This is a genomic window from Sphingomonas sp. P2_B6, from assembly GCF_056404755.1.
The window spans coordinates 103850-125359 of sequence record NZ_JBFUDK010000011.1 but is presented as its reverse complement, the minus strand read 5'-3'; the positions used below and the strand labels follow the sequence as shown (position 1 = coordinate 125359).

The 21510-nt window shown below is 64.0% G+C and carries 13 protein-coding genes; 10 read left to right on the top strand and 3 right to left on the bottom strand.

Features of this window, described 5'->3' with window-relative positions; genetic code table 11:
* Positions 1–104 precede the first annotated feature (104 nt).
* The 4 genes from AC1DX5_RS16200 to AC1DX5_RS16185 all read left to right on the top strand — a co-directional run bounded on the left by AC1DX5_RS16200 (position 105) and on the right by AC1DX5_RS16185 (position 4308).
* Positions 105–1778 (top strand): hypothetical protein, encoded by a 1674-nt coding sequence (locus AC1DX5_RS16200; RefSeq protein ID WP_478016374.1) that lies wholly within the window; start codon positions 105–107, stop codon positions 1776–1778.
* 147 nt (positions 1779–1925) lie between these two features.
* Complete coding sequence (locus tag AC1DX5_RS16195; RefSeq protein WP_478016373.1) at positions 1926–2699, top strand: hypothetical protein; 774 nt, start codon at positions 1926–1928, stop codon at positions 2697–2699.
* 176 nt (positions 2700–2875) lie between these two features.
* The gene (locus tag AC1DX5_RS16190; RefSeq protein ID WP_478016372.1) at positions 2876–3079 is read left to right on the top strand and encodes a hypothetical protein; all 204 of its coding nucleotides are present in this window, start codon (positions 2876–2878) and stop codon (positions 3077–3079) included.
* A gap of 32 nt (positions 3080–3111) precedes the next feature.
* Complete coding sequence (locus AC1DX5_RS16185) at positions 3112–4308, top strand: dipeptidase (RefSeq protein WP_478016404.1); 1197 nt, start codon at positions 3112–3114, stop codon at positions 4306–4308.
* 364 nt (positions 4309–4672) lie between these two features.
* Here the strand turns inward: AC1DX5_RS16185 and AC1DX5_RS16180 are convergent, their stop codons facing one another.
* On the bottom strand, positions 4673–4903 hold the full coding sequence (locus tag AC1DX5_RS16180; protein ID WP_465173913.1) for a response regulator transcription factor: 231 nt from the start codon (positions 4901–4903) through the stop codon (positions 4673–4675).
* A 318-nt stretch (positions 4904–5221) separates the two neighbouring features.
* Between AC1DX5_RS16180 and AC1DX5_RS16175 the strand changes: the two genes are divergently transcribed.
* Together AC1DX5_RS16175 and AC1DX5_RS16170 are read left to right on the top strand one after the other, a co-directional pair.
* Complete coding sequence (locus tag AC1DX5_RS16175; RefSeq protein WP_465172996.1) at positions 5222–6562, top strand: GntP family permease; 1341 nt, start codon at positions 5222–5224, stop codon at positions 6560–6562.
* 38 nt (positions 6563–6600) lie between these two features.
* On the top strand, positions 6601–7284 hold the full coding sequence (locus AC1DX5_RS16170) for a FadR/GntR family transcriptional regulator (protein ID WP_465173914.1): 684 nt from the start codon (positions 6601–6603) through the stop codon (positions 7282–7284).
* Between the two features lie 193 nt (positions 7285–7477).
* Here the strand turns inward: AC1DX5_RS16170 and AC1DX5_RS16165 are convergent, their stop codons facing one another.
* The gene (locus AC1DX5_RS16165; RefSeq protein WP_465172997.1) at positions 7478–8014 is read right to left on the bottom strand and encodes a gluconokinase; all 537 of its coding nucleotides are present in this window, start codon (positions 8012–8014) and stop codon (positions 7478–7480) included.
* A gap of 199 nt (positions 8015–8213) precedes the next feature.
* Between AC1DX5_RS16165 and AC1DX5_RS16160 the strand changes: the two genes are divergently transcribed.
* Both AC1DX5_RS16160 and AC1DX5_RS16155 read left to right on the top strand, forming a co-directional pair.
* Positions 8214–11270, top strand: a complete 3057-nt coding sequence (locus AC1DX5_RS16160; protein WP_465172998.1) for a glycosyl hydrolase family 28-related protein — start codon at positions 8214–8216, stop codon at positions 11268–11270.
* A gap of 136 nt (positions 11271–11406) precedes the next feature.
* Positions 11407–14394, top strand: a complete 2988-nt coding sequence (locus tag AC1DX5_RS16155; protein WP_465176457.1) for a TonB-dependent receptor plug domain-containing protein — start codon at positions 11407–11409, stop codon at positions 14392–14394.
* 67 nt (positions 14395–14461) lie between these two features.
* On the opposite strand, the gene AC1DX5_RS16150 is transcribed toward AC1DX5_RS16155, so the two are convergent.
* On the bottom strand, positions 14462–16531 hold the full coding sequence (locus AC1DX5_RS16150) for a CocE/NonD family hydrolase (protein ID WP_478016371.1): 2070 nt from the start codon (positions 16529–16531) through the stop codon (positions 14462–14464).
* 198 nt (positions 16532–16729) lie between these two features.
* On the opposite strand from AC1DX5_RS16150, the gene AC1DX5_RS16145 reads away from it, so the two are divergent.
* Entirely contained in the window at positions 16730–18703 is a 1974-nt protein-coding gene (locus AC1DX5_RS16145; RefSeq protein WP_478016370.1) for a tetratricopeptide repeat-containing sulfotransferase family protein, read from the top strand.
* A 174-nt stretch (positions 18704–18877) separates the two neighbouring features.
* Entirely contained in the window at positions 18878–21385 is a 2508-nt protein-coding gene (locus tag AC1DX5_RS16140) for a TonB-dependent receptor (RefSeq protein WP_465176460.1), read from the top strand.
* The last annotated feature ends 125 nt before the right edge of the window (positions 21386–21510 follow it).

Sequence of the window (21510 nt, the reverse complement as noted above, 5' to 3'; positions counted from 1 at the left end):
CCTCTTCTTCGATTGCTGCCCGTCGGGCCCCATTATAGGCTGTGGCAATATAGAGATTTGCAGAATTTAAAGCTGCTTGTCGATCTCTCTGAAATGGGGCCGCTATGAAGAAACTTACTTTGCTGCTGTGCGCAGGCTCGCTGGTGGCTGCCGCCGCCGTGGCGCAAACCTCTTCGTCTTCTTCTTCCGCCGTACCGCTGGCGCCGCCATTCGGGCCAGTCGTCGGGCCGGGACGGACGGTGCAGACAGCGGATATGACCAACACCAATCCGCTGATCCCCAGCGACATCTATCGCAACAGCTCTGTCGCGCATCAGGATCTGGCGACCTTTGCCTGGCTCGAGTTCATCTCGGCCGTATCACCCAACAAATCGGGCATGCGCGGCGTGCCTGGCGGCAGTTTTGCGGCCTCGGGCACCGGTGCCAATAAGGGCCCGCTGGTCTGGGAGACCTATCAGCATCGGACCGAATTGTTTCCGTGCAATGCCACCAGTTCTTCGACCGGGCCGGTGACGTCGCCGATACCGCCACAGCCCTGGGGTGCGGCTCCCAAATATGTCACGACCGCCGCGAGTAACAACCTGTGTAGCACCATCACGGTGCCGGGCGGCGGGCCAGTGCCGTTCAACAACCTCGATGAAGCGAACCAGATCGGACAGAATATCCTGTTCTATCCGGCCCAGCCGGGAAATCCGCAACCGGCCACCGATGCCCAGATATTGTTCGAGGCGAAGGTGAACCAGTATGAATCCAATTATGTGACGCAGAATTACAAGAGCTTCATTCCGCAGTTCAAACCGTTCCGCCTCTTCCCGGTGGTCAATCTTCCGACCACGACCGTCGAGGTGAAGGCCGCCTGGCGCCCGGTATCGTCGATCCCGGCCAACCAGCGCTATCGCTATCACATCGCGAATGTGCTCACTTATTCCGGCACCGACACCGCGCCCGTTACCAATGTCGTGCCCTATGCGCTCATCGCGCTTCACATCATCCACAAGACCCCCAACTATCCCGCCTTCATCTTCGCGACGTTCGAACAGGTGGACGACTTCAAGAACCAGGTCACCGGGCAACCGTCGGGCGTTTATTATGTCCCGTCCTACAATTCGGTCGGGTACACGACGCCGGCGACCACGACCTTTCCGCCTACCGGTCAGGTGGTGCCCAACCCGAATATCGGCTTCAACCCAGCTCAGCCGACGGCGAAACCTTATGGTGTGAATGGCAGCGTGAGCTTGCCCCAGGGCAATACGAGCACCTTCCCCGGGGCGAAGCCCGTGCCTGGCGGGGTCGCCATCCCGGTCACCTCACCGGTCCCGACCGTACCGGAAGTCGCCTCGGTGAACGCCCAGGCGCTCGCCGCGATGAAGGGAATTCCCGGTTTCAACCAGAATTTCACCTGGCAATATTACAAGCTCGCCGGCGTCCAGGCGGTCCCGACGAACAATGAAAGCACCCGGGATTTCTATCTCGCCAACATCGTCGTCGAAAGCAGCCAGCCGGGCATTCAGCTGTTCCGGGGCTTCCCGCCGATCACGAACGGTGTGCTCACCAATATCCGCAATCAGGTCAACGTCATCGACTATCATAGCGGGGGGTCGCTCACGTCGAGCGGTGGTTGCCAGGGGTGCCATGGTGTCGCGCAGACTCAGAACGGGTTCGACTTCAGCTTCCTGTTCTTCGGCGTGAACGGTGGCGGCTTTACGCCCGAGACGGCCGGACTGCCGCCGCCTCAAGTTTCGGCGGTTCGGTTGGCCAGAAAGAAGTACTTCCAGTAATAGCTGTCGAACCAACGAGAGGGGGCGGTCGACGAATGGCCGCTCCCATCGTGGTTGGCGCCACGCATCCAAAGCGGGCAGCCCGCCGACCGGGGCGCCCTGCTTTCCACGCCGCCAAGGGCAGAAGATCGCCATAGCCGATCGCGGTTGGCCCTGCCGGTCCTGCAGGACAGCTTTTACCATATCGGCGGACATCGCGATTTTCGACGCGAGCGATTGCGCGAGACCGTGCAGCCCATATTGTGGCAACGGCGCGTTGGCCGCATGTTTCCTGTTCCGTTTCACGGGCAGGCTTGCGGATGCGCGACGGAGATTCACGTGTTTGCAGTTGCTACGGCGCTTGCCGTCCTCGCCATGATGCCCTTGCCAGCCCAGGCCGCGGATCGGGCGGAGAGGCCACGTCATGATTCCGGCAGGGTGGTGTGCCGCAGGTCGGTGGAAACCGGTTCCATCCTGAAGCAGCGCATCCTCTGCAAGACGCAAGCTTCCTGGAATAGCTCGGGCATGGAGCGGCGTGCAGAGGATGATTATTCATACGAAGAGGCATTGCAGGCCGGCCAGTTGGCGCCCGATCAGAGCATCTCCATCGGCACGGCGAATTGGGAGAAGCTGTCCGCCCTGAAGCTTCATGGTCGCCTCCCTTATGTCCAGCTTGTCCTCGCCGTGGAAGATCTGCTGAAGAAGGGCGAGTGCAAGTTTGCCGGCCAGACCGAAAAGGCTTTCGATATCGAGGCGCGCTTTGCCGTGCGCGTCGCGCCGGGCGGCCGCGCCACTCAGGTTGTCGTATCGGACACAGGATGCACCGCGCTCAACACGCTGGTGGGGCTGACCATATTCGCGCGCTCGAAACGCGGCGATATCGAGCCGGAGGCGGAAGGCGCACGCTGGTTCGCCGGCGCGATGAATTTCACCCTGCGATGAACCTGCCACGCGTTCGCTTGCCAATGCATGATCCCGGTCACCAAGATCCGTGCCCGGTCCGCGGAGCGGCGATCTCGTCCGGCACACCGGCGAGGAGTTCCTCTACGTCCTCAGCGGCAAGATCGTTGGCGCACACCGAATTCTACGATCCGGTCACATTGGGCCCGGGAGAGGCATTGTATATCGATTCAAGCATGGGCCATGCGTGTCTCGTAGTGGATTGCGATGAGGCGGAGGTACTGGCGGTGATGTCGAGCGCTGAAGAGGAATTGATGGAATCATTGCTGACCCTGCATGAGGAGCCGCGCCAGGGCGCCACCGCCGCGAGCGACGGCGGCGATGCGCCGGGCGTACCGCGTCGTGTCAGGAAGAGCCGTTGAGGCGCTCCCTGCTGCTGCTGTCCGCGGTCGCGATGCTCGCGGCGCCGACGGCATCGCCGGCACAGGATTACAATGCCCGCGTCGCACGCATCCTGAAGGCGACGCCGTTGATCGACGGGCACAATGACTGGCCGGAGGCCCTGCGTGAACGCGAGGGCGATGCGCGCTGGACTGCGGATCTGACGGATCTGTCGGGGCGCCCCATCCGCTACAACACTGACATCTTGCGGCTGCGCAAGGGCCTTGTCGGTGGCCAGTTCTGGTCCGTCTGGGTATCGTCCGCGCTCGAGGGCAAGGAGCAGGTCGAGCAGACGCTGGAACAGATCGACCTCGTGAAGTCGATCGCCGCGCGCTATCCCCAGACCTTCGCCATGGTCCGGACCGCCGACGATGTCGTCCGTGCTCATGCCGCAGGCCGGATCGCATGCCTGATCGGCGTCGAGGGAGGGGGACAGATCGATAACAATCTGTCGGTATTGCGCAGCTATGCAGCCCTCGGTGCCGGTTATCTGACGCTCACCCATTCGCGCACGATCGAGTGGGCGGATTCGGCGACGGACGATCCCAGGCATGATGGCCTGACCGACTTTGGCCGGTCGATCGTGCTTGAGCTCAACCGGCTCGGCATGCTCGTCGATCTCAGCCATGTCAGCGAGGCGACGATGCGCGACGCGCTCGCCCTGTCAAAGGCGCCGGTCATCTTCTCGCATTCGAGCGCGCGGGCGATCAACGATCATCCGCGCAACGTGCCGGACGCGGTTCTCAAGCTGGTCGGCGCGAATGGTGGCGTCGTGATGGTCAATTATGCGCCGGCCTATGTGTCGGACGCCTATCGCCGCTGGTCGGCGGACTCGGTGGCCGAAAAAAGCCGGCTGAATTCGCCGCCGTTCGGCGGGCTCGACATCGGGCAACCCGAAAAGGCGAAGGCCGATTATGCGCTTTGGCTCAAGGACCACCCCGCGCCGCGCGTGACCTTGTCGGAAGTGGCGGATCACATCGTGCACATCGCTAGGGTGGCCGGTGTCGACCATGTAGGGCTAGGTTCCGATTTCGACGGCGTCGGCGATGCGCTCCCGGTCGGTCTCGAGGACGTCGCGACCTATCCGGCACTGCTCGCGGAATTGATGCGCCGGGGCTGGAGCGACGCCGATATCGCCAAGGTCGCCGGCGAAAATGTCCTGAGAGTAATGCGGGCGGCGGAGCGCGTTAAGCAAGACATGGCGCACTGAATTGAGATTTTCAGGATGCGAACCAGGGCATAAACCTCGCCTGGATCGAGTCCCGAAATATCGGCGAATCACCGTCCGAGCGTGACGTTCCGCTCTTCTGCGTCACCGTTCGGCGAGCGCGACGGGCGTCGCAGTAAGGCGCCCATATTAGAGCGGCGAGCGTTAAATCTGATCCGTTCGTCCTGAGTAGGGATCGAGTAGCCGAAGGCGTATCGAGAGCCCGTATCGAAGGACAGGTTGTCGCGCGGAACCTGTCCTTCGATACGCCCTCTCGATACGCCGCTGCGCGGCTACTCGATGGCTACTCAGGACGAACGGGTGGTGGGGGCTCTGATTTAATGCAAGCTACTCTAGGGGGGTCAGGTCAGGACGCGTAGAGAGTGAGAGTCTGCGCCGCGATGGCGACCTGCGTGCGGTTGCTGACATTGAGCTTGCGCATCAGCGCCGTCATGTGCGCCTTGACCGTTGCTTCCGCGATCCCCAGCTCGAACGCGATCTGCTTGTTGAGCTGACCCGAACGGACGCCTCGCATCACCTTGACCTGAGTCGGCGTGAGCCGCACCGGTGCGCCGATGCCATCCATCGCGCATGGCATCACACCCGCGCCGATCTGATGAGCTTGTTGGCGATTCCCCGTCATATCATCCTCGCTCCTTTGGCTCTTCGGCCTGCCGTGTCGCGCATCCGCACCGTCGCGCAACCCCTGTCCGGGTTCCTGTTTACGCGGAATCAGTTGGACAGCTTTATTTATGTTCTTGAAACGTACGGTGGATCAAGTCTTTTTTCGTTGCTACGACGCGGAAACCTGTCCTACAGATATGATATAGGGATCCGGAGGTGAAAACGCCGCCGGGATAGGAGGGGCGATGTCCGTAGCGATTGAAAGTCGCGTGCCACGGCTGGAGCGGTGCTGGTGACCGGTGCCGATATCAGGCTGGTGATGGCCGCCATCGCCGGCATCACCCTTGCGATCCTGTTGATCGTTCGCGGGCGTCTCCACCCATTCATCGGACTGTTGTGCGGCGCCTTCGCGGTCGGCCTGCTGGCCGGCCTGCCGCTCGCCGATACGGCCAAAGCCGTGCAGAAGGGAGTTGGCGATATCGTCGGCGGCACCGGGCTGGTGGTTGCGCTGGGTCTGTCGCTCGGCGCCATGCTGCATTTGTCGGGCGCTGCGGCGTCGCTTGCCACCGGCGCGCTGCGCCTGACCGGGCCGAAGGCAGCGCCCTGGGCGACGCTGGGCATCGCCATCATCATCGGGCTTCCGCTCTTTTTCGAAACCGGGCTGGTGCTGTTGTTGCCGATCGTGGTGGCGGCGGCGAAAGCGATGCCCGACGATGGCGACCGGGATGCCGCCAAGCTGCGGCTGATCATGCCCGCGCTGGCCGGCCTGGGCGTGGTCCATGCGCTGGTACCGCCGCATCCGGGTCCGTTGCTCGCAGTCGAGGCGCTCGGTGCCAGCCTTGGCCTTACCATGCTCTACGGTATCATCATCGCGATCCCGATCGCCATTCTCGCTGGCCCGGTGCTCGCCAGGTTTACGACGCGGGGCGTGAAGTTGGTCGAACCGGTCCTCAGCGATCATTCCCTGGACCTCACGCCCCCGCCACGCGCGGTGTCGCTGTTCATCGTGCTGCTGCCGATCGTGCTGATCGCGGCGGGCGAGCTCGGCAAGCTGGTGCCGGGGCTCAAGGACGCCGTCTGGCTGGCCGCCGCCAGCAACCCGGTGCTGGCGCTGCTCGTCACCAATCTCATCGCGCTGCCCCTGTTGTTCGGGCGCCGGCTCAGCGAGGCGGCGATCCAGGATGCCGTGTGGTTTGAGACGATGGGCGCGGCGGGGGCGATCCTGCTGGCGATCGGTGCCGGCGGTGCGCTGAAGCAGGTGCTGGTCACTGCCGGCCTGTCCGACCTGCTCGCGCGGGTGGTGATGATGTATGCGATCTCGCCCTTGCTGCTCGGCTGGCTGGTTGCGGTCGGCATCCGGCTCGCCGCCGGGTCAGCGACGGTCGCGACGATCACGGCGGTCGGGGTCATGCCAGGCGTGGTCGCCGCGTCCGGCGTCTCGCCCGAACTCGTGGTGCTGGCGATCGGCGCCGGCTCGGTGTTCTTCAGCCATGTCAACGATCCGGGCTTCTGGCTGGTGAAGGGCTATGTCGGCACCAGTACGGCCGACACCTTCCGTACCTGGTCGATGCTGGAGACGGTCATCTCGGTGGCCGGGCTCGCCGCGGTCGTGGCGCTCAGCTACGTCATATGACTGGCGGCGGCGCCCGCATCGGCAAGGACGGCCCGGTGGTGCGGGAAGGGACGCTGGCGGGGCGCGCCTATACCGGCATCGTTCAGATCATCAACGATGAGGGCCTGGTGACCGGCGACCGGCTCCCATCCGAGGCGCGGCTCGCCGAGGTCTTCGGCATGTCGCGCTCGATCGTGCGCGAGGCACTGGTCCGGCTCGCCGCCGACGGCATCACCGAGGCGCGGCGCGGCGCGGGCTCCTATGTGAAGCGCCGTCCGTCGGAACGGCTCGGCTCGCACATGCCGATGCACGGCCTCGCGGCGACGCTCGGCACCTATGAAGTCCGTTTCGTGCTCGAGGCCGAAGCCGCCCGCCTGGCCGCGCAGCGGCGTTCGCACCAGCAGATGGAGGCGATCGACGCGGCGCTTGAGGGGCTACGCCGTGCGCTGTTGTCCAGCGACCCGGCCCATACCGAGGATTGGGTGCTGCACCGGACCATCGCGGAGGCGACCGGCAACAGCGCCTTTGCCGACACGCTCGATCGTCTCCAGGAAGACGTGATGCTGATCCTGCGTGCCGGGGTCGATATCTCGCGTTCGCGTCCACCCGACGTCATCGCCACGATGATGGAAGAACATGACGCGATCGTCGATGCGATCCGTGCCCAGGATGCCGATGGCGCCGCGCTGGCGATGCGTTGGCATTTGTCGCAGGGCCGCAAGCGGCTGATGCCGGAAACCTAGAGCAGCGCGTGCCTAATTCGCTCCGTTCGTCCTGAGTAGGGATCGAGTAGCCGAAGGCGTATCGAGAGCCCGTATCGAAGGACAGGTTATCGCGCGGAACCTGTCCTTCGATACGCCATCTCGATACGCCGCTACGCGGCTACTCGATGGCTACTCAGGACGAACGGGTGGCTCCGATTTAATGCAAGCTACTCTAACGCGCTGTGGAGAGGATGCCGGCCTGTGCCCAGGCGAGGACCTCCCGGCTGAGATTCTCGATCGGCGCATAGCAATGCAGGATCAGTGCGCGCTCGTCGGGCATAGGCCGCTCCAGCGCGGCAAACTGGCTGTCGAGCAGGCTGGTCGGCATGTAATGGCTCTTTCGCGCGGCCAGCCGCGCGGCGATTTCGTCCCGCTCGCCGTCGAGCAATACCCATAGCAACGGTACGCCCGCCGCGCGTTCGAGCCGCTCGCGATAGCGTCGCTTGAGTGCGGAACAGGCGGCGACGGCGATTCCATGTTCATGTACCGCCGATCCGATCGCGGCACCCAGCCGGTCGAGCCATGGCCAGCGGTCGGCATCGTCGAGGGGTTGCCCGGCCCGCATCTTGGCGACGCTCGCCTCGGCATGGAAATCGTCGCCTTCGAGGGCGGGGCAGGACAGAGACGCGCCGAGATGTGCGATCAGGGTCGACTTCCCGCAACCGCTCACGCCCATCGCGATGATCGCGCAGGGGGGCAATCCAGTCATGTTACCCTGTGCCTTCACCTCGCGTCCTCAGCTTTCGTCACCGTTCGCGCGAATTCGAGCGACGCATCCAGGGCGACCTTATTGGGCACGTGGCGGTTTTGACTATTGCGACCTTTGTCGCGGTCGCAGACATGGCTGCGACCGCGTACCCTGCGCGCTAACCGCGAAAATGCGGGTTTGTCGCGAAAGGTGAAGACGCATGAAGGCGAGCATGATCGCGCGGTGTTTGATTGTCGCGGCGATGCCGATCGGTGCGGTCGCCGGCGCGCAGCAGCCCGCGGTTTCGGCCTTCTCCGTCGCCCCGAACGATCCCGCTGCGGTCACCGTCAAGGCGCGGGGCGACGGCCTAGCTGACGATACCGCCGCGATCCAGGCGGCGATCGATGCGGCGGCTGCGCGTCCCGGCGGCGGCATCGTGTTTCTGCCCTCGGGACGTCATCGGCTCACCCGCACCCTCTATATGTGGCCCGGCGTGCGCCTGTTCGGCGTGGGCAGGACTCGCCCGGTGCTCCTGCTCGCCGCGGCGACGCCCGGCTTCCAGCGCGGCGTCGGCAGCATGGTCTTCTTCACCGGCAACCAGCCGAGCGGCACCGCGCCGGGGCCGGCCGGCGTACCGCTGCGCGGCAAGGTACCGGTGCCGCCGCCGACCAGCGTGCCGTTCGATCCGGACATTGCGGACGCCAATTCGGGCACTTTCTATTCGGCGATGGCCAATGTGAATTTCGAGATCGGCAATGGCAATCCGGCGGCGACGGCGGTGCGCTTCCACACGGCGCAGCACACCTATCTCAGCCATATCGACTTCCATCTAGGCTCGGCGCTCGCCGGCATCTACCAGGTCGGCAATCTCGGCATGGACTTGCGATTTTATGGCGGGCGCTATGGCATCCTGGCCGAGAAGACCTCGCCCGCCTGGCAGTACACGTTGCTGGATTCCGTGTTCGACGGCCAGCGCGATGCCGCGATCCGCGAGCATGAGGCCGGGCTGACCTTGGTGAATACCGTGCTCCGCAACGTACCCGTCGGGATCGAGATCGACCGCGGCTATGGCGACTGGTTGTGGGGCAAGGACGTCCGCTTCGAGAATGTCTCGCGAGCCGGGATCATCATCAGCAACGAAGGCAATGCCTATACCCAGATCGGGTTCGACAATGCCGTGGCCAGCGGCACGCCGGTGTTCGCCCGGTTCCGTGAGAGCGGCAAGACGGTCGCGGGGCCGGCGCCGCGTTACCGGGTCAAGGAGTTCACTTATGGGCTGACCCTGGCGGCGCTCGGCCAGGCGGGCAGCTTTGCGACACGCATGGATGCCGCCCCGCTGTCATCGCTGCCGCGCCGCCGCGATCCGGCGATCCGCGCGTTCCCCGGTACCGCTGGGTGGTCCAATGTCCACGATCTCGGTGCGAAGGGTGACAATGCAACTGACGATACCGCCGCGCTCCAGCGCGCGATCGACACCCATCAGATTCTCTATTTCCCCTCGGGCTTCTACCGCGTCACCGATACGCTGAAGCTGCGCCCCGACAGCGTGCTGATCGGCCTGCATCCCAGCCTGACCCAGATCGTGCTGGCCGACGACACGCCCGCCTATCGCGGGGTCGGCCCGGCCAGGGCGTTGATGGAAAGCGCCAAAGGCGGCGACGCGATCGTCTCGGGTCTCGGCCTCGCCACCGGCGGCATCAACCCGCGCGCGACGGCGCTGCTGTGGCGCGCGGGCGAAAAGTCGCTGGTCGACGACGTCAAGTTCCAGGGCGGGCACGGCACCAATCTCGCCGATGGCAGCCGCTTCGATCCCTATAACGCCAACCACACATCGGATGCCGACCCGAAGAAGCGCTGGGACGCGCAATATTCCAGCCTGTGGGTGACGGATGGCGGTGGCGGCACTTTCAACGGCCTGTGGACGCCGAACACCTATGCCCAGTCCGGGCTTCATGTGTCGGATACGGCGACGCCCGGCTATGTCTATCAGATGTCAGCCGAGCATCATGTGCGCGCCGAGATCGTGCTTGACGGCGTGCGCAACTGGGAATTCCTGGCGCCGCAGACCGAGGAAGAGGCGGGCGAGGGGCGCAATACGGTCGCGCTGGAGGTGCGCAATTCGCGCGACATCCTGTTCGCCAATTTCCATGGCTACCGCGTCACCCGTTCGCTCCAGCCGGCACCGGCGGCGGTCAAGCTTTACGGCTCGACCGGCATCCGTTTCCGCAATGTCCATGTCAATGCGGAGAGCGGCTTTTCGACCTGCGACGCCAATGGTTGCGGCACCTATCTGCGCGCGAGCAAATACCCTTATGCGAATGCGATCCAGGACCTGACGCGCGGTACGGAGGTGCGCGAGCGCGAGTTCGCGGTGCTGGACGTGACTGACGCGGCGCCCGTTGCCGCAGTGCCGCCGCTCGTGCCGGTGACGCGGCTCGCCGGTGACTTTTACGCGCTTGGCGGCGGCGCGGTGGATTCGGCCGGCAAACTCTATTTCGTCGACCGGCAGTTCCACCGCATCCATGGCTGGTCGGACAGGGAGGGACTTTCGATCGTCGCCGATGCCCCGGTCGATCCTATAAACCTCGCGGTCGATCGGTCGGGCAATCTGATGATATTGTCCTCAGACGGCCCCGAGGCGACCGTTTACAGCATCAAACCCGGCGAGGCCCAGGCAGTGCGGGTGATCGCCCCGACGCCCGCCGGCGACCGGTCGGGCGCCCGGATCGCGCTGCCCGGCAGTTTCTGGAACAATGGCGAGTTCCGCGATCAATATGATCCCGCGACCGACCATTTCACCACGCTGGCCGAGATGTTCGCGCGCGACATGGCGACACCGAAGGCTCGCGACTATGTCTCGCCCGATGGCAGCCTGGTCCTGCCGGCCTATCGTGTGTGGCAGCAGGGGCCGGCCAATCATCTGGGCTGGCGCTTCTCCGATACACTCGACACCTATGGCTGGGTCACCGGCAAGATCGGCGAGCGGGTCTATGTCGCCAATGGTTCGGAGGACCGGACCTATTCGGGCCTGCTCGGCCCGCGCGGCGCGGTGACCGATCTCAAGCCCTTCGCGCCGCGCGGCGGGGAGAGCGTGGCGGCGGGGCCGGACGGCCGCGTCTATGTCGCGAACGGCCAGATATTCATCTATGGTGCCGATGGCGGCGAACTGGGGCGGATCGACGTGCCCGAGCGGCCGCTGCAGCTGCTGTTCGGTGGCCCGGACGGGCGCACGCTGTTCATCCTCACGCATCATGCACTGTATTCCGCGCGGCCGTGAACGCTCCCATCGGGGCGATGCTATGCGACCATGGTCGTAGATGATGGGCGGATCGTGATCCGGTAAGTGTATCTCACAAGTACGCGATTCGTCAGCCAAGGCGGCGCGTCCAAGAATGACAAACAGGGGATGGATGATGGGAAAAAATTCGTTTGACCGCCGCGCTCTGACGGGCCTTCGTGGTACCGTTACCAGCCTTGCCGCACTCGCTGCCGGCCTCGCGTTCGCCCCTGCATCCGCCCAAACCGCACCCGCTCAGCTCGAGGCAGCCACGCCGGCGCCGTTGCAGTCGGCGCCAGAGGCGGAAAAGCCGGAGGGCGATATCATCGTCACCGGCAGCCGCATCATGTCGAGCGGCTTCAATGCGCCGACGCCGACGACCGTCATCAACGAGGAGTCGATCGCCCGCAACGCGCAGCCGAACATCTTCAACACCATCGCCCAGCTGCCGTCGCTGCAGGGGTCGACCGGTGCGGCCACGGGCACGTTCAGCACGTCGAGCGGCCAGCAGGGCCTGAGCTCCTTCTCGCTGCGCGGCCTCGGTACGATCCGCACGCTGACCCTGCTTGATGGCCAGCGTGTCGTCGGCGCGAACGTGACCGGCGTTCCCGACATTAGCATGTTCCCGCAGCTGCTGGTGAAGCGGGTCGACGTGGTGAACGGCGGCGCATCCGCATCCTATGGGTCGGACGCAGTCGGCGGCGTGGTCAACTTCATCACCGACACGCGCTTCACGGGTTTCAAGGCGAACGTCCAGGGCGGCATCACCAATTACGGTGATGACGAGCAGGCGCTGGTCCAGGCGGCCTGGGGCACGGCGCTGTTGGACAACCGGCTGCACCTGATCGTAAGCGGCGAATTCGACCATGAAGACGGTGTCGGCCCGGGCGATTTCGGCACGGACCTTGCGGGCGGGCGCGACTGGTATCGCGCGACCACGCTGGTCGATACAGGACAGGCCAATAACGGCCTGCCGCGGTTCAATTATCGCGATTATGCGCAGCCCTATCAGTATGCGCGGTACGGCCTGATCAACAACGGCCCGCTGCAGGGAATCGCGTTCGATCAGAACGGCGCGCCGTATAATTTCAACTACGGGTCGGGTGGCAAGCCGACGGGCACCGGCACTGTTACGGGCTGCTACCCCGGCAATGGCTTCTGCGTCGGCGGCGACCTGTCCGGTGCGCCCGGCTCCGGCGCGTCGCTGAAGTCGGCGCTGGAGCGCCTCAACGGCTTTGGCCGGATCGGCTTCGACTTCGCTGAAAACAACGAAGCCTATCTGACTGTCAACGTTGCAAAGGTGACGACCAGCAATCAGCCGAGCCCAGGCTATAATCGACAGAATCTGGCGGACGTCCAATGCTCAAACGCGTTCCTGCCGCAGCTGGTAAAGGATCGGTGCGTCACCGCCGGCATCACCAAGTTCAACTTCGGCTCGAGCAACGGCTATTTCCCGGATCCCAAGGTCTTCACCGATCGGCGTCAATATCGCTTCGTCGGTGGCCTGAAGGGAGCGTTCGACCTGGGCGGTTCCGACTGGAAATATGATGCCTATTACGAGCACGGCACGACCATTTCCGACATCAAAGTTCACGACATCGTCATTCAGAACCGTTACGTCGCCGCGGCCAATGCCATCACGCTGAACGGCGCCATCGTATGCGCCGACGCGGGTGCGCGAGCCGCCGGTTGTCAGCCGATCAATATCTTTGGCGGTGTCCCGTCGTCGGCCGCGCTTGCCTATATCACGCCGGCCAACGGGCCGTTCCAGCATACCAAGCTGACTCAGGATGTCGTCAGCCTCAACTTCTCGGGCCAGCCGCTCGATCTGTGGGCAGGCCCGCTATCGGTCGCGTTCGGTGGCGAATATCGGCACGAATTCTATCGTGTGAACGCCGATCCTTATGGTGCCGGCGTTTCGAGCATCAGCCCGAGCAGTGCTGCCTATCCGGCGGATCCGCTGCTCAATGCTTCCCAGGGGAGCAACTGGGCGGCCGGCAATTACAAGAATGGCAGCGGCAAATATGATGTCTATGAAGGGTTCCTCGAACTCGACGTGCCGTTGTTCGATGGCGACGGGATCGGCAAGGCGAACCTGAACGGCGCCGGTCGAGTCACGCATTACAGCACGTCGGGCACGGTTTGGGCATGGAAGATCGGCGGCACCTGGGAAACCCCGCTCGACGGCATCCGGCTGCGGGCCGTGACGTCGCGCGACGTGCGCGCGCCAAACCTGTCGGAGCTGTTCGCCGCGCCTACCGTCACGACGCAGCCAAGCTTCACCAATCCGTTCGGCCCACCGGTGCAGGCGTTCCAGAACACAGTTGGTAATCCCGACCTGAAACCGGAAATCGCACGCAACACCGAACTCGGCATCGTTCTGTCGCGTCCGTCCTGGCTCCCGGGCTTGAGCCTGTCGTTCGACTATTACAACATCGAGCTGAAGGGCGTGATCTCGACCTTGTCGGCAGCGCAGATCGTGCAATTCTGCGCCGATGGTCTCAAGAGCTTTTGCAGCGCCTTCAAACTGGACAATGCGAACCAGGCCGACAACTTCATCAACGTCAAGCCGTTCAATCTCGCTTCCTGGAAGACCAGCGGGTTCGATATCGAGGCGAGCTATCAGTGGCAGCAGCCGCTTGGCCTGCCGGGCAACTTCACCATCCGCGCCCTTGGAACGCATATCCGTGAGTTCCTGGTCGATGCCGGCATCGCCGGCGTCGACGTGGTCGACCAGGCCGGCGCCAACACCGGCAACACGCCCCATTGGAAGTGGCTGGCGACGCAGAGCTACAGCAACGACCGGTTCAGCCTCCTCGTTCAGGAGCGTTGGTTCAGCAATGGCGTGTTCGGCAATCAATATGTCGTGTGCACCACCGGCTGCCCGGCCTCGACCGCCAATCATCCGACGATCGACTTCAACAAGATGAAGGGCGCCTTCTATCTCGACCTCGGCGGCTCGGTGAAGATCACCCAGGGGATCGAAACCTTCTTCAAGGTCGACAATATCTTCGACCATGATCCCGCACCGTCGCCGCAGACCAATACCGGCCTCGACGTGAACCCGGCGCTCTACGACACGCTGGGCCGCGTGTATCGCGTCGGCGTCCGCGCAAAGTTCTGATTGCCGGAATAACCGACCGTGCGTGCCCCGGCGGGGCACGCACGGTCGGCAATGATGCGAGGACCGTCTAAACGAGGCGGCGCTTGATCGACTGCTTCGCTTCGCGTGAAAAGATGGATGTGCCGTTGTTGAAGGCCTCGATCGATTCGACGACGTCGAACGTCGCCGCTGTCGACCTCACCTCGAAGGCAATTCGGAGCTCGCAATTCCAGCCTTCACGGCGATAGCGGCTGATGCGGTTGCCCGACCAGACCCCGCTATTGGGATCGCCCGTCATGATCGACGCAACCGTGTTCGGGCCATAGCCCGAGAGCTCGGTTCCGTTGGCGCAGGTTCGTTTCTTGTCGGGCCAGACGCCGGTCACGGTCAGGCGGCCCTGGTCGATCGTCGTGCTTACCACGACCTCGCCCTTGTCGGGCGGGATCGGCACGATCTGGATAGGCATGGCCGGTTCGGCGAGCGGCGGGGTTCGGATCGGCAGCTCCAGGCTGCTGGCGACCGGATCCAGCGTCAGCGTCGGGCCTTCGGGTGAGGGCCAGACGAGCGGCCATAGCCCTTCCGAGATGGCGAGCCGGAGGCGTTCCCCAGCCTTGAGCTGTTGCGCGACGAAGCCGAGTGCGATCTCCACATCGACGGCCTTGCCAGGCGTCAGCGGTCGGGGCGTGTCATGCCCGTCGCGATGGGTGAGGTTGAGCAGGCCATAGGCCAGTCGCCATGAGGTGCCGTCCGGCATAACCTTGCACAGCCGCACCGCAACCTGGGCGACCGGCTTGTCGGCCGCGACGCGCAGACGGACTTTCGGCACGCCGAGCAGTTCCACGTCAGCGGGCAGGGGCGCCATGTCATAGGTGATCGAAAGGGCATCGTCGGTACGCTGGTCGCCCGGCATTTCCGCCTGGCCGAACGGCACCCATTCGGGCGTCTTCAGCCCCACGGCATTGCTGGATTTGTGACGACGCGTCTTCGCCGGGCCGGGGCGCGGCGCGAGGCCGGTGTCGGTGAGATACAGGCGCTGCTGATGTACGGCCTTTGACGGCCACACTGGTTCAGCGGCCCAATGGCCGGGCATTTCGCCCGGGGCGGACTGGGCGGGCGTTGCGCTCGGGCAATAGAAGCGCAGCATCGGCTCATCCATGATGCCGGTACGTTCGCCGCGCAGCCAGTGCGACCACCAGCGGATTTCCTCATAGGCCCAGTCCAGCGCCGGGCCCGGGCCACCGACCCAGGCATAGGTATGGCCCCAAGGCCCGACCAGCGCCTTGCGCGGGCAGCTCAATCCTTCGAGCAGCCGCGGCACCGAATGGACATAGGCATCGGCCCAGCCACCGACGACATAGGTCGGGCATTTGATCGCGGCGTAATCGAAGTGGAGCGACCCATGCCGCCAATAGCCGTCTTCGTGCTGATGCTCAGTCCAGCGCGCGATGATCGGCGGAGATGCCTGGAGCCGTTCGCGCCACATCGATTCCCAGGCCGGGCCGGCGATGAGCGGATCGGGCGGCGCGGCCATGACACCCTTGAAATTGGCGCCCCATTTGAAGTTGGTCAGACCGAGGCAACCGCCGACATAATGCGCGTCGTCGGTATAGCGGCGATCCGAACAGGCCATCGGCATGATCGCCTTGAGCGCTGGTGGGTTGAGCATCGCCGTCTGCAGCGTCGAAAACCCGCCCCAGGAAATGCCTCGCATGCCGACGGCACCGTTCGACCAGGGCTGTCCGGCAAGCCAGGCGATGATCTGGGCGCCGTCATCCTGTTCGCTCGCCAGATATTCGTCGTGGAGGATGCCATCCGAATCGCCGGAGCCACGAATGTCGATCCGCGCGAAACCGATGCCGTAGCCGGCCAGCGTCTCGCCCCAATAATCGTCGGCGGCGCTATAGGCGTCGCGGGTTCGATAGGGGATATATTCGAGGACGACGGGGGCGGGTTTGGTATCGGCATCGGCGGGCAGCCAGATCCGGCCGCGGAGCGTCACGCCATCGCGCATCGGAATGCGCGCCGCGTCGATATGCTTGACCGTTCCCTTGGGTGGCAGCGCCCATGGCTTGGGCTCCGCCGCGCGGGCGAGGCTGCTGCGGCCCAGCGCAAGGCCGGTGAGCGAGGCGGCGAGAAACTCACGGCGCGAACCCGGCATTATCGTGCGCCCCCCGCGCTGGCCCGGCAAATGCCGTTGCGTGCCGGTAGTGCGTTCATGCCGTCCACCCCTTCCAATGCCTTTTTGCAATGCCGTCATAGATTTTAGAAAGCCCGGCCGGTAGACGATGCGCCTAGTCTTTCTGCCGTTGCGGCACTGCGGTGCCCGATGTCGATGTCGGGGATTCAGGCACTGCCCATGACTGGCGATCATCGCGACGCGGCGGCGGCCGTGAAACGGGCAAGAGACCTACTCGGCACCGATCCGGCTGCTGCGACGGACGCAGCGCGGCAGGTTTTGCTGGCGACGCCGCATTCGGTCGAGGCGCAGTTCGTGCTGGGGGCCGCCTTGCGTCGTAGTGGCGATCCCAGCGGTGCACTGAGGGTGCTGGCACCGCTGGCCGCCGCCCGGCCGGGCGCGTGGGGCCTGCAATATGAGCATGGCATGGCCCTCGCGGCGCTTGGCCAATGCGAGGCAGCCGCGGCGGGACTGGAGCGCGCCACCCGGGTCAACCCACAATCCTCGCTCGCATGGCATGCGCTAGGCGATCAACTCGCGATGCTTGGCCGGATCGACGCGGCGTCGGCGGCGCAAGCGCGACTGGTCCCCGGCAGCGCGAGCGACGCGGCGCTGGGCGAGGTGGCTATGGGATTGTTCGATGGGCGCGATCCCGCTGCCGCCGAGAAACTGCGCATTCGTTTCGGCCTGGATCTCAACGATCCGGCGGCGAGGCGGCTGCTTGCCGATGTCGCCGTGCGGCTCGGGTGCGACGAGGCTGCCGCAGCCTTGCTCGCGACCGCGCCCGATTATCCGCCGGCGCGCTATCATCGGGCCATCCTGCTCCACCGGCTCGAACGCAACCGGGAGGCGCTGGAGGAGATCGCGGAGTCCGGTATCACTGCCTTCCGGGCGTTGAAGGCAGCGATCCTGATGCAGCTCGGCCGGGAGCGCGAGGCAGTCGAGGAGTTCGCCGCAGCCATCGCGACCGCGCCGGAAGATGCGCGGTTGTGGCACGGCAAGGGGCATGCCTTGCGCGCGCTGGGCCAGCAGGCCGAGGCTGTAAGCGCCTATCGCCGCGCGATCGCGCTCGACCCGGCGTTCGGCGAACCCTGGTGGAGCCTGGCCAATCTCAAGACCTGGCGTTTCGAGCCGGGCGATATCGACCGCATGCTTGGGCTGCTGGCGGGCGGCGAGCTCAACGCCGACAGCGTCGCGCATGTTCATTTCGCGCTCGGCAAGGCGCGGGAGGATGAGGGGCGCTATGCCGACTCGTTCGACCATTATCGCCAGGCCAATGCCGCGCGGCGCGCGGTGACACCGCATGATGCGGACGGCCATGCAGCTTTTGTCAGGCGCACGATTGCGACCTTTCAACCGGACTTTTTCGCCAAGCGGGCGAATGTCGGGCTGGCGGCTGAAGACCCGATCTTCGTGCTCGGCATGCCGCGATCGGGATCGACCCTGGTCGAGCAGATCCTCGCCAGCCACAGCAAGGTCGAGGGCGCGTCGGAACTGCCGGACATTACCGCTCTGGCGCGACGGCTTTCGAACCTCGCGGCGCGCGACGGCGAGGCGTATCCAGCATCGCTGGCTGACCTGCCGCGCGATGCCTTTTCCGCGCTGGGTGACGAATATCTGGAACGGACGCGCGGACATCGCCCCCTCGAACGGGCGCATTTCGTCGACAAGTTTCCCGGCAATTTCCTGCATGTCGGGCTGATCCATCTGATCCTGCCCAAGGCGCGGATCATCGATATCCGGCGCCATCCGCTTGCCTGCTGCCTGTCGCTGTTCAAGCAGAATTTCGCGCGGGGCCAGGCCTATAGCTACGATCTGGGCGACCTTGGCCGCTATTTCGTGGAATATGAGGCTCTGATGCGGCATTTCGATACGGTCCTGCCCGGTCGTGTGCTGCATCTTTCCTATGAGGCGATCGTCGAGGAGCCGGAGCGGGAGGTGCAACGCCTGCTCGACCATTGCGGCCTGGAGTTCGAAAATGGGTGCCTCAGTTTCTTCGAGACGGACCGGGCCGTCCGCACGCCGAGTTCGGAACAGGTGCGACAGCCGATCTTTCGCGACGGACTCGACCAGTGGCGGCGCTTCGAACCCTGGCTCGGCCCACTGGTCGAAACGCTGGGTCCGCTCGCCCATGATGGGATGACGCGGCGATGATGCCTATATTGGATGCCCCCATCCGATTATTTTGCTTCCCGCTCCAGCCGAATCAGGTGACCTTCACCATCAAATCGGGGGTCAGGCCCCAATAGTCGCAAGCTGGAGCACATGCATGCTCGACGCGGCGACGCAAAAGGCCTGATAGAGTATTTTCGTCAAAATGGGGGGCTAATGACAAAGTCACATGATAAATCGGTTCGCTTCGGCCGTCGTGCGCGGTTGCTGGCGGTCCTGATGGCGTCCGGCGCGAGCCTTGCCGCACTCACACCCGGCATGGCCTTCGCTGCCGAGGATCCAGTCCCAGCAGCAGCGCCGCCGGTCCAGGAAGCACAGGCGGCACCGGAAAAGAGCGACGAGCTCGGTGACATCGTCGTCACGGCCAACCGGTCCGGCGCCGAATCGCTGCAGAAGGTCGCGATGGCCGTGTCGGTGGTGAACGTCGACCAGATCACCAAGGCCGGACAGGGCAATCTTTCCGATATCGCCAAGTTCACGCCGTCCCTGTCGATCACGGAGGGCGCGCCGGGCTATCAGAAATTCAACATGCGTGGTCTTTCGACCGGCGGCTATGCCTCGTCGGACACGTCCGATCGCTCGCTGGTAGCGGTGTATCTCGACGATACGCCGATCTCGGTGCAGGGGCAGACGCCCGACCTCAAGGTCTATGACCTGGAGCGCGTCGAAGTGCTGCGCGGCCCGCAGGGAACGCTGTACGGCGCGGGCTCAATGGCCGGCACCATCCGGTTCGTGACGGCCAAGCCGGATCTCAACACGATGTTCGGAACGGCGGAAGCCGGTGTCGCGACGACCCAGCACGGCGCCGAGAGCTATAATTTCCGCGGCATGGTCAACCTGCCGATCGTCTCCGACCAGCTTTCGGTGCGCGCGAATTTCTATGTCGGGCGCGACGGCGGCTATATCGACAATATCGGCACCTACAACAAGCAGAACGCGAACAGCAACAACACCTATCAGGGGCGTGTCGCGCTACGCTGGGTACCGACGCCCGAACTGACGGTCGATGCGAGCATCACCTATGAGCGCAGCATCGCGAAGGGCCTGAGCACCGGGCTGAGCGGGCTGGCCCCCTACAAGGTTTCGACCAACGGGCCCGAGGGTACCGACGATCGCTTCCGGCTCTACTCGCTCAGCGCGGACTATGATGTCGGCTTCGCCAGCCTTGTCATGACCGGCGCCTATACCGATCGCGCGATCGGCTTCGATGCGGAGCCCGGTCCGCAGATCGGCTATTTCTTCGAGGATTATGGCAGCGGCCTGCCGATCAGTTCGACGACCTATCCGCTGTTCAAGGCGCCGACCACATACGACCAGTCGATCACCAACAAGATTCCGGCCGAGCTGTATCAGATCGATCAGAAGCTCAAGGACTATATGGGCGAAATCCGACTGGTTTCGAAGGACACCGGCCCGGTCAAATGGACCGTCGGCGCGTTCTATGAAAAGCAGACCCGCCATCTCCGCCAGGACATTCCGACGCCCGGTTTCGATACGCTGTCCTACATGAATTACTTCTACGGGCCGTTCAACACGCCGAACGGCAAATATGATTCCAAGCTGGTCGACGGGGCGTTCCAGTCGAACGACATCTTCTCCGGCCTGCAGGATGTCGATGAGCACCAGTTCGCGGCCTATGCCGACGGAACCTGGCACGCCACCGACAAGCTCGATCTGACCGCCGGCTTGCGCTATTTCAACTTCAAGGAGAAATATTACCTGTTCGAAGGCGGGGTGTATGGCGTGATCGACCATAAACCGTTGACGACCAATGCGACGCTCAAGTCGAACGGGGTCAATCCGCGCGGGAACATCTCCTACAAGGTCAATGACAATTTCATGGTCTATGGCGAGGTCGCCAAGGGCTTCCGTTATGGCGGCGGCAACCAGCCGGTGCCGCTCGGCTCGTCGGGCGTCGCGGGGCAGTGCACGCAGAACCTTGCCGCCTTCGGCTATTCCGCCGCGCCGCTCACCTTCGGCCCGGACAAATTATGGAACTACACGATCGGCCAGAAAGCCAAGCTGGCGGGTGGACGCGTGACCCTCAACACGAGCGCCTATTATATCAACTGGACGGACGTGCAGACCCGCCTTCGGCTCGATTGCTCCTATTTCTTCACTGACAATAAGGGCAAGATCACCAGCAAGGGTGTCGAGGTGGAGACGATGGTCAAGGCCAGCCCGGAGATCACGCTTGTCGGCAGCGCCTCGTACAACAGCTCCAAGGCCAAGGGCGATATCCCGACGGTCGGCGCGTTCGATGGCGACCAGACGCCCTATTACCCCGCCTGGACCGCAGCCGGATCGTTCTTCTACGACAAGGATGTCGGACCCGGCAGTGTCCATCTGCAGGCCAGCTACCAGTACCAGTCGCAGCAATATACGACGTTCAACAACTTCGCGACCAAGATCGTCGGCGGCGTGCTGACCAGGAACGGTCCAAGCTCGAGCTATGCCGTCATCCCGGAGACGCATAACGTCAGCGCGTCGCTGACCTATGACATCGGGCAGTTCGAATTCGGCCTGTTCGGCAACAATTTGTTCAACGGCGTCAAGATCACCAACGTCGCCCGTGCCACTTATTACAAGGTCTATCAGGCTGGCGACCGGGTCACCTATGCACGTCCGCGGACGATCGGTTTGCGGGCGAAAGTGAAGTTCTGAGGCTTCGCCGGAGATTAGGAGGGGCGGCCCGTGCCGCCCCTTTTTTTTGTCTGTGCCAGATGGAAATGGAGCAAGGCAGTTGGCGATTAATGTCCACCCCTATAGGATGACACTAAAAATCACCG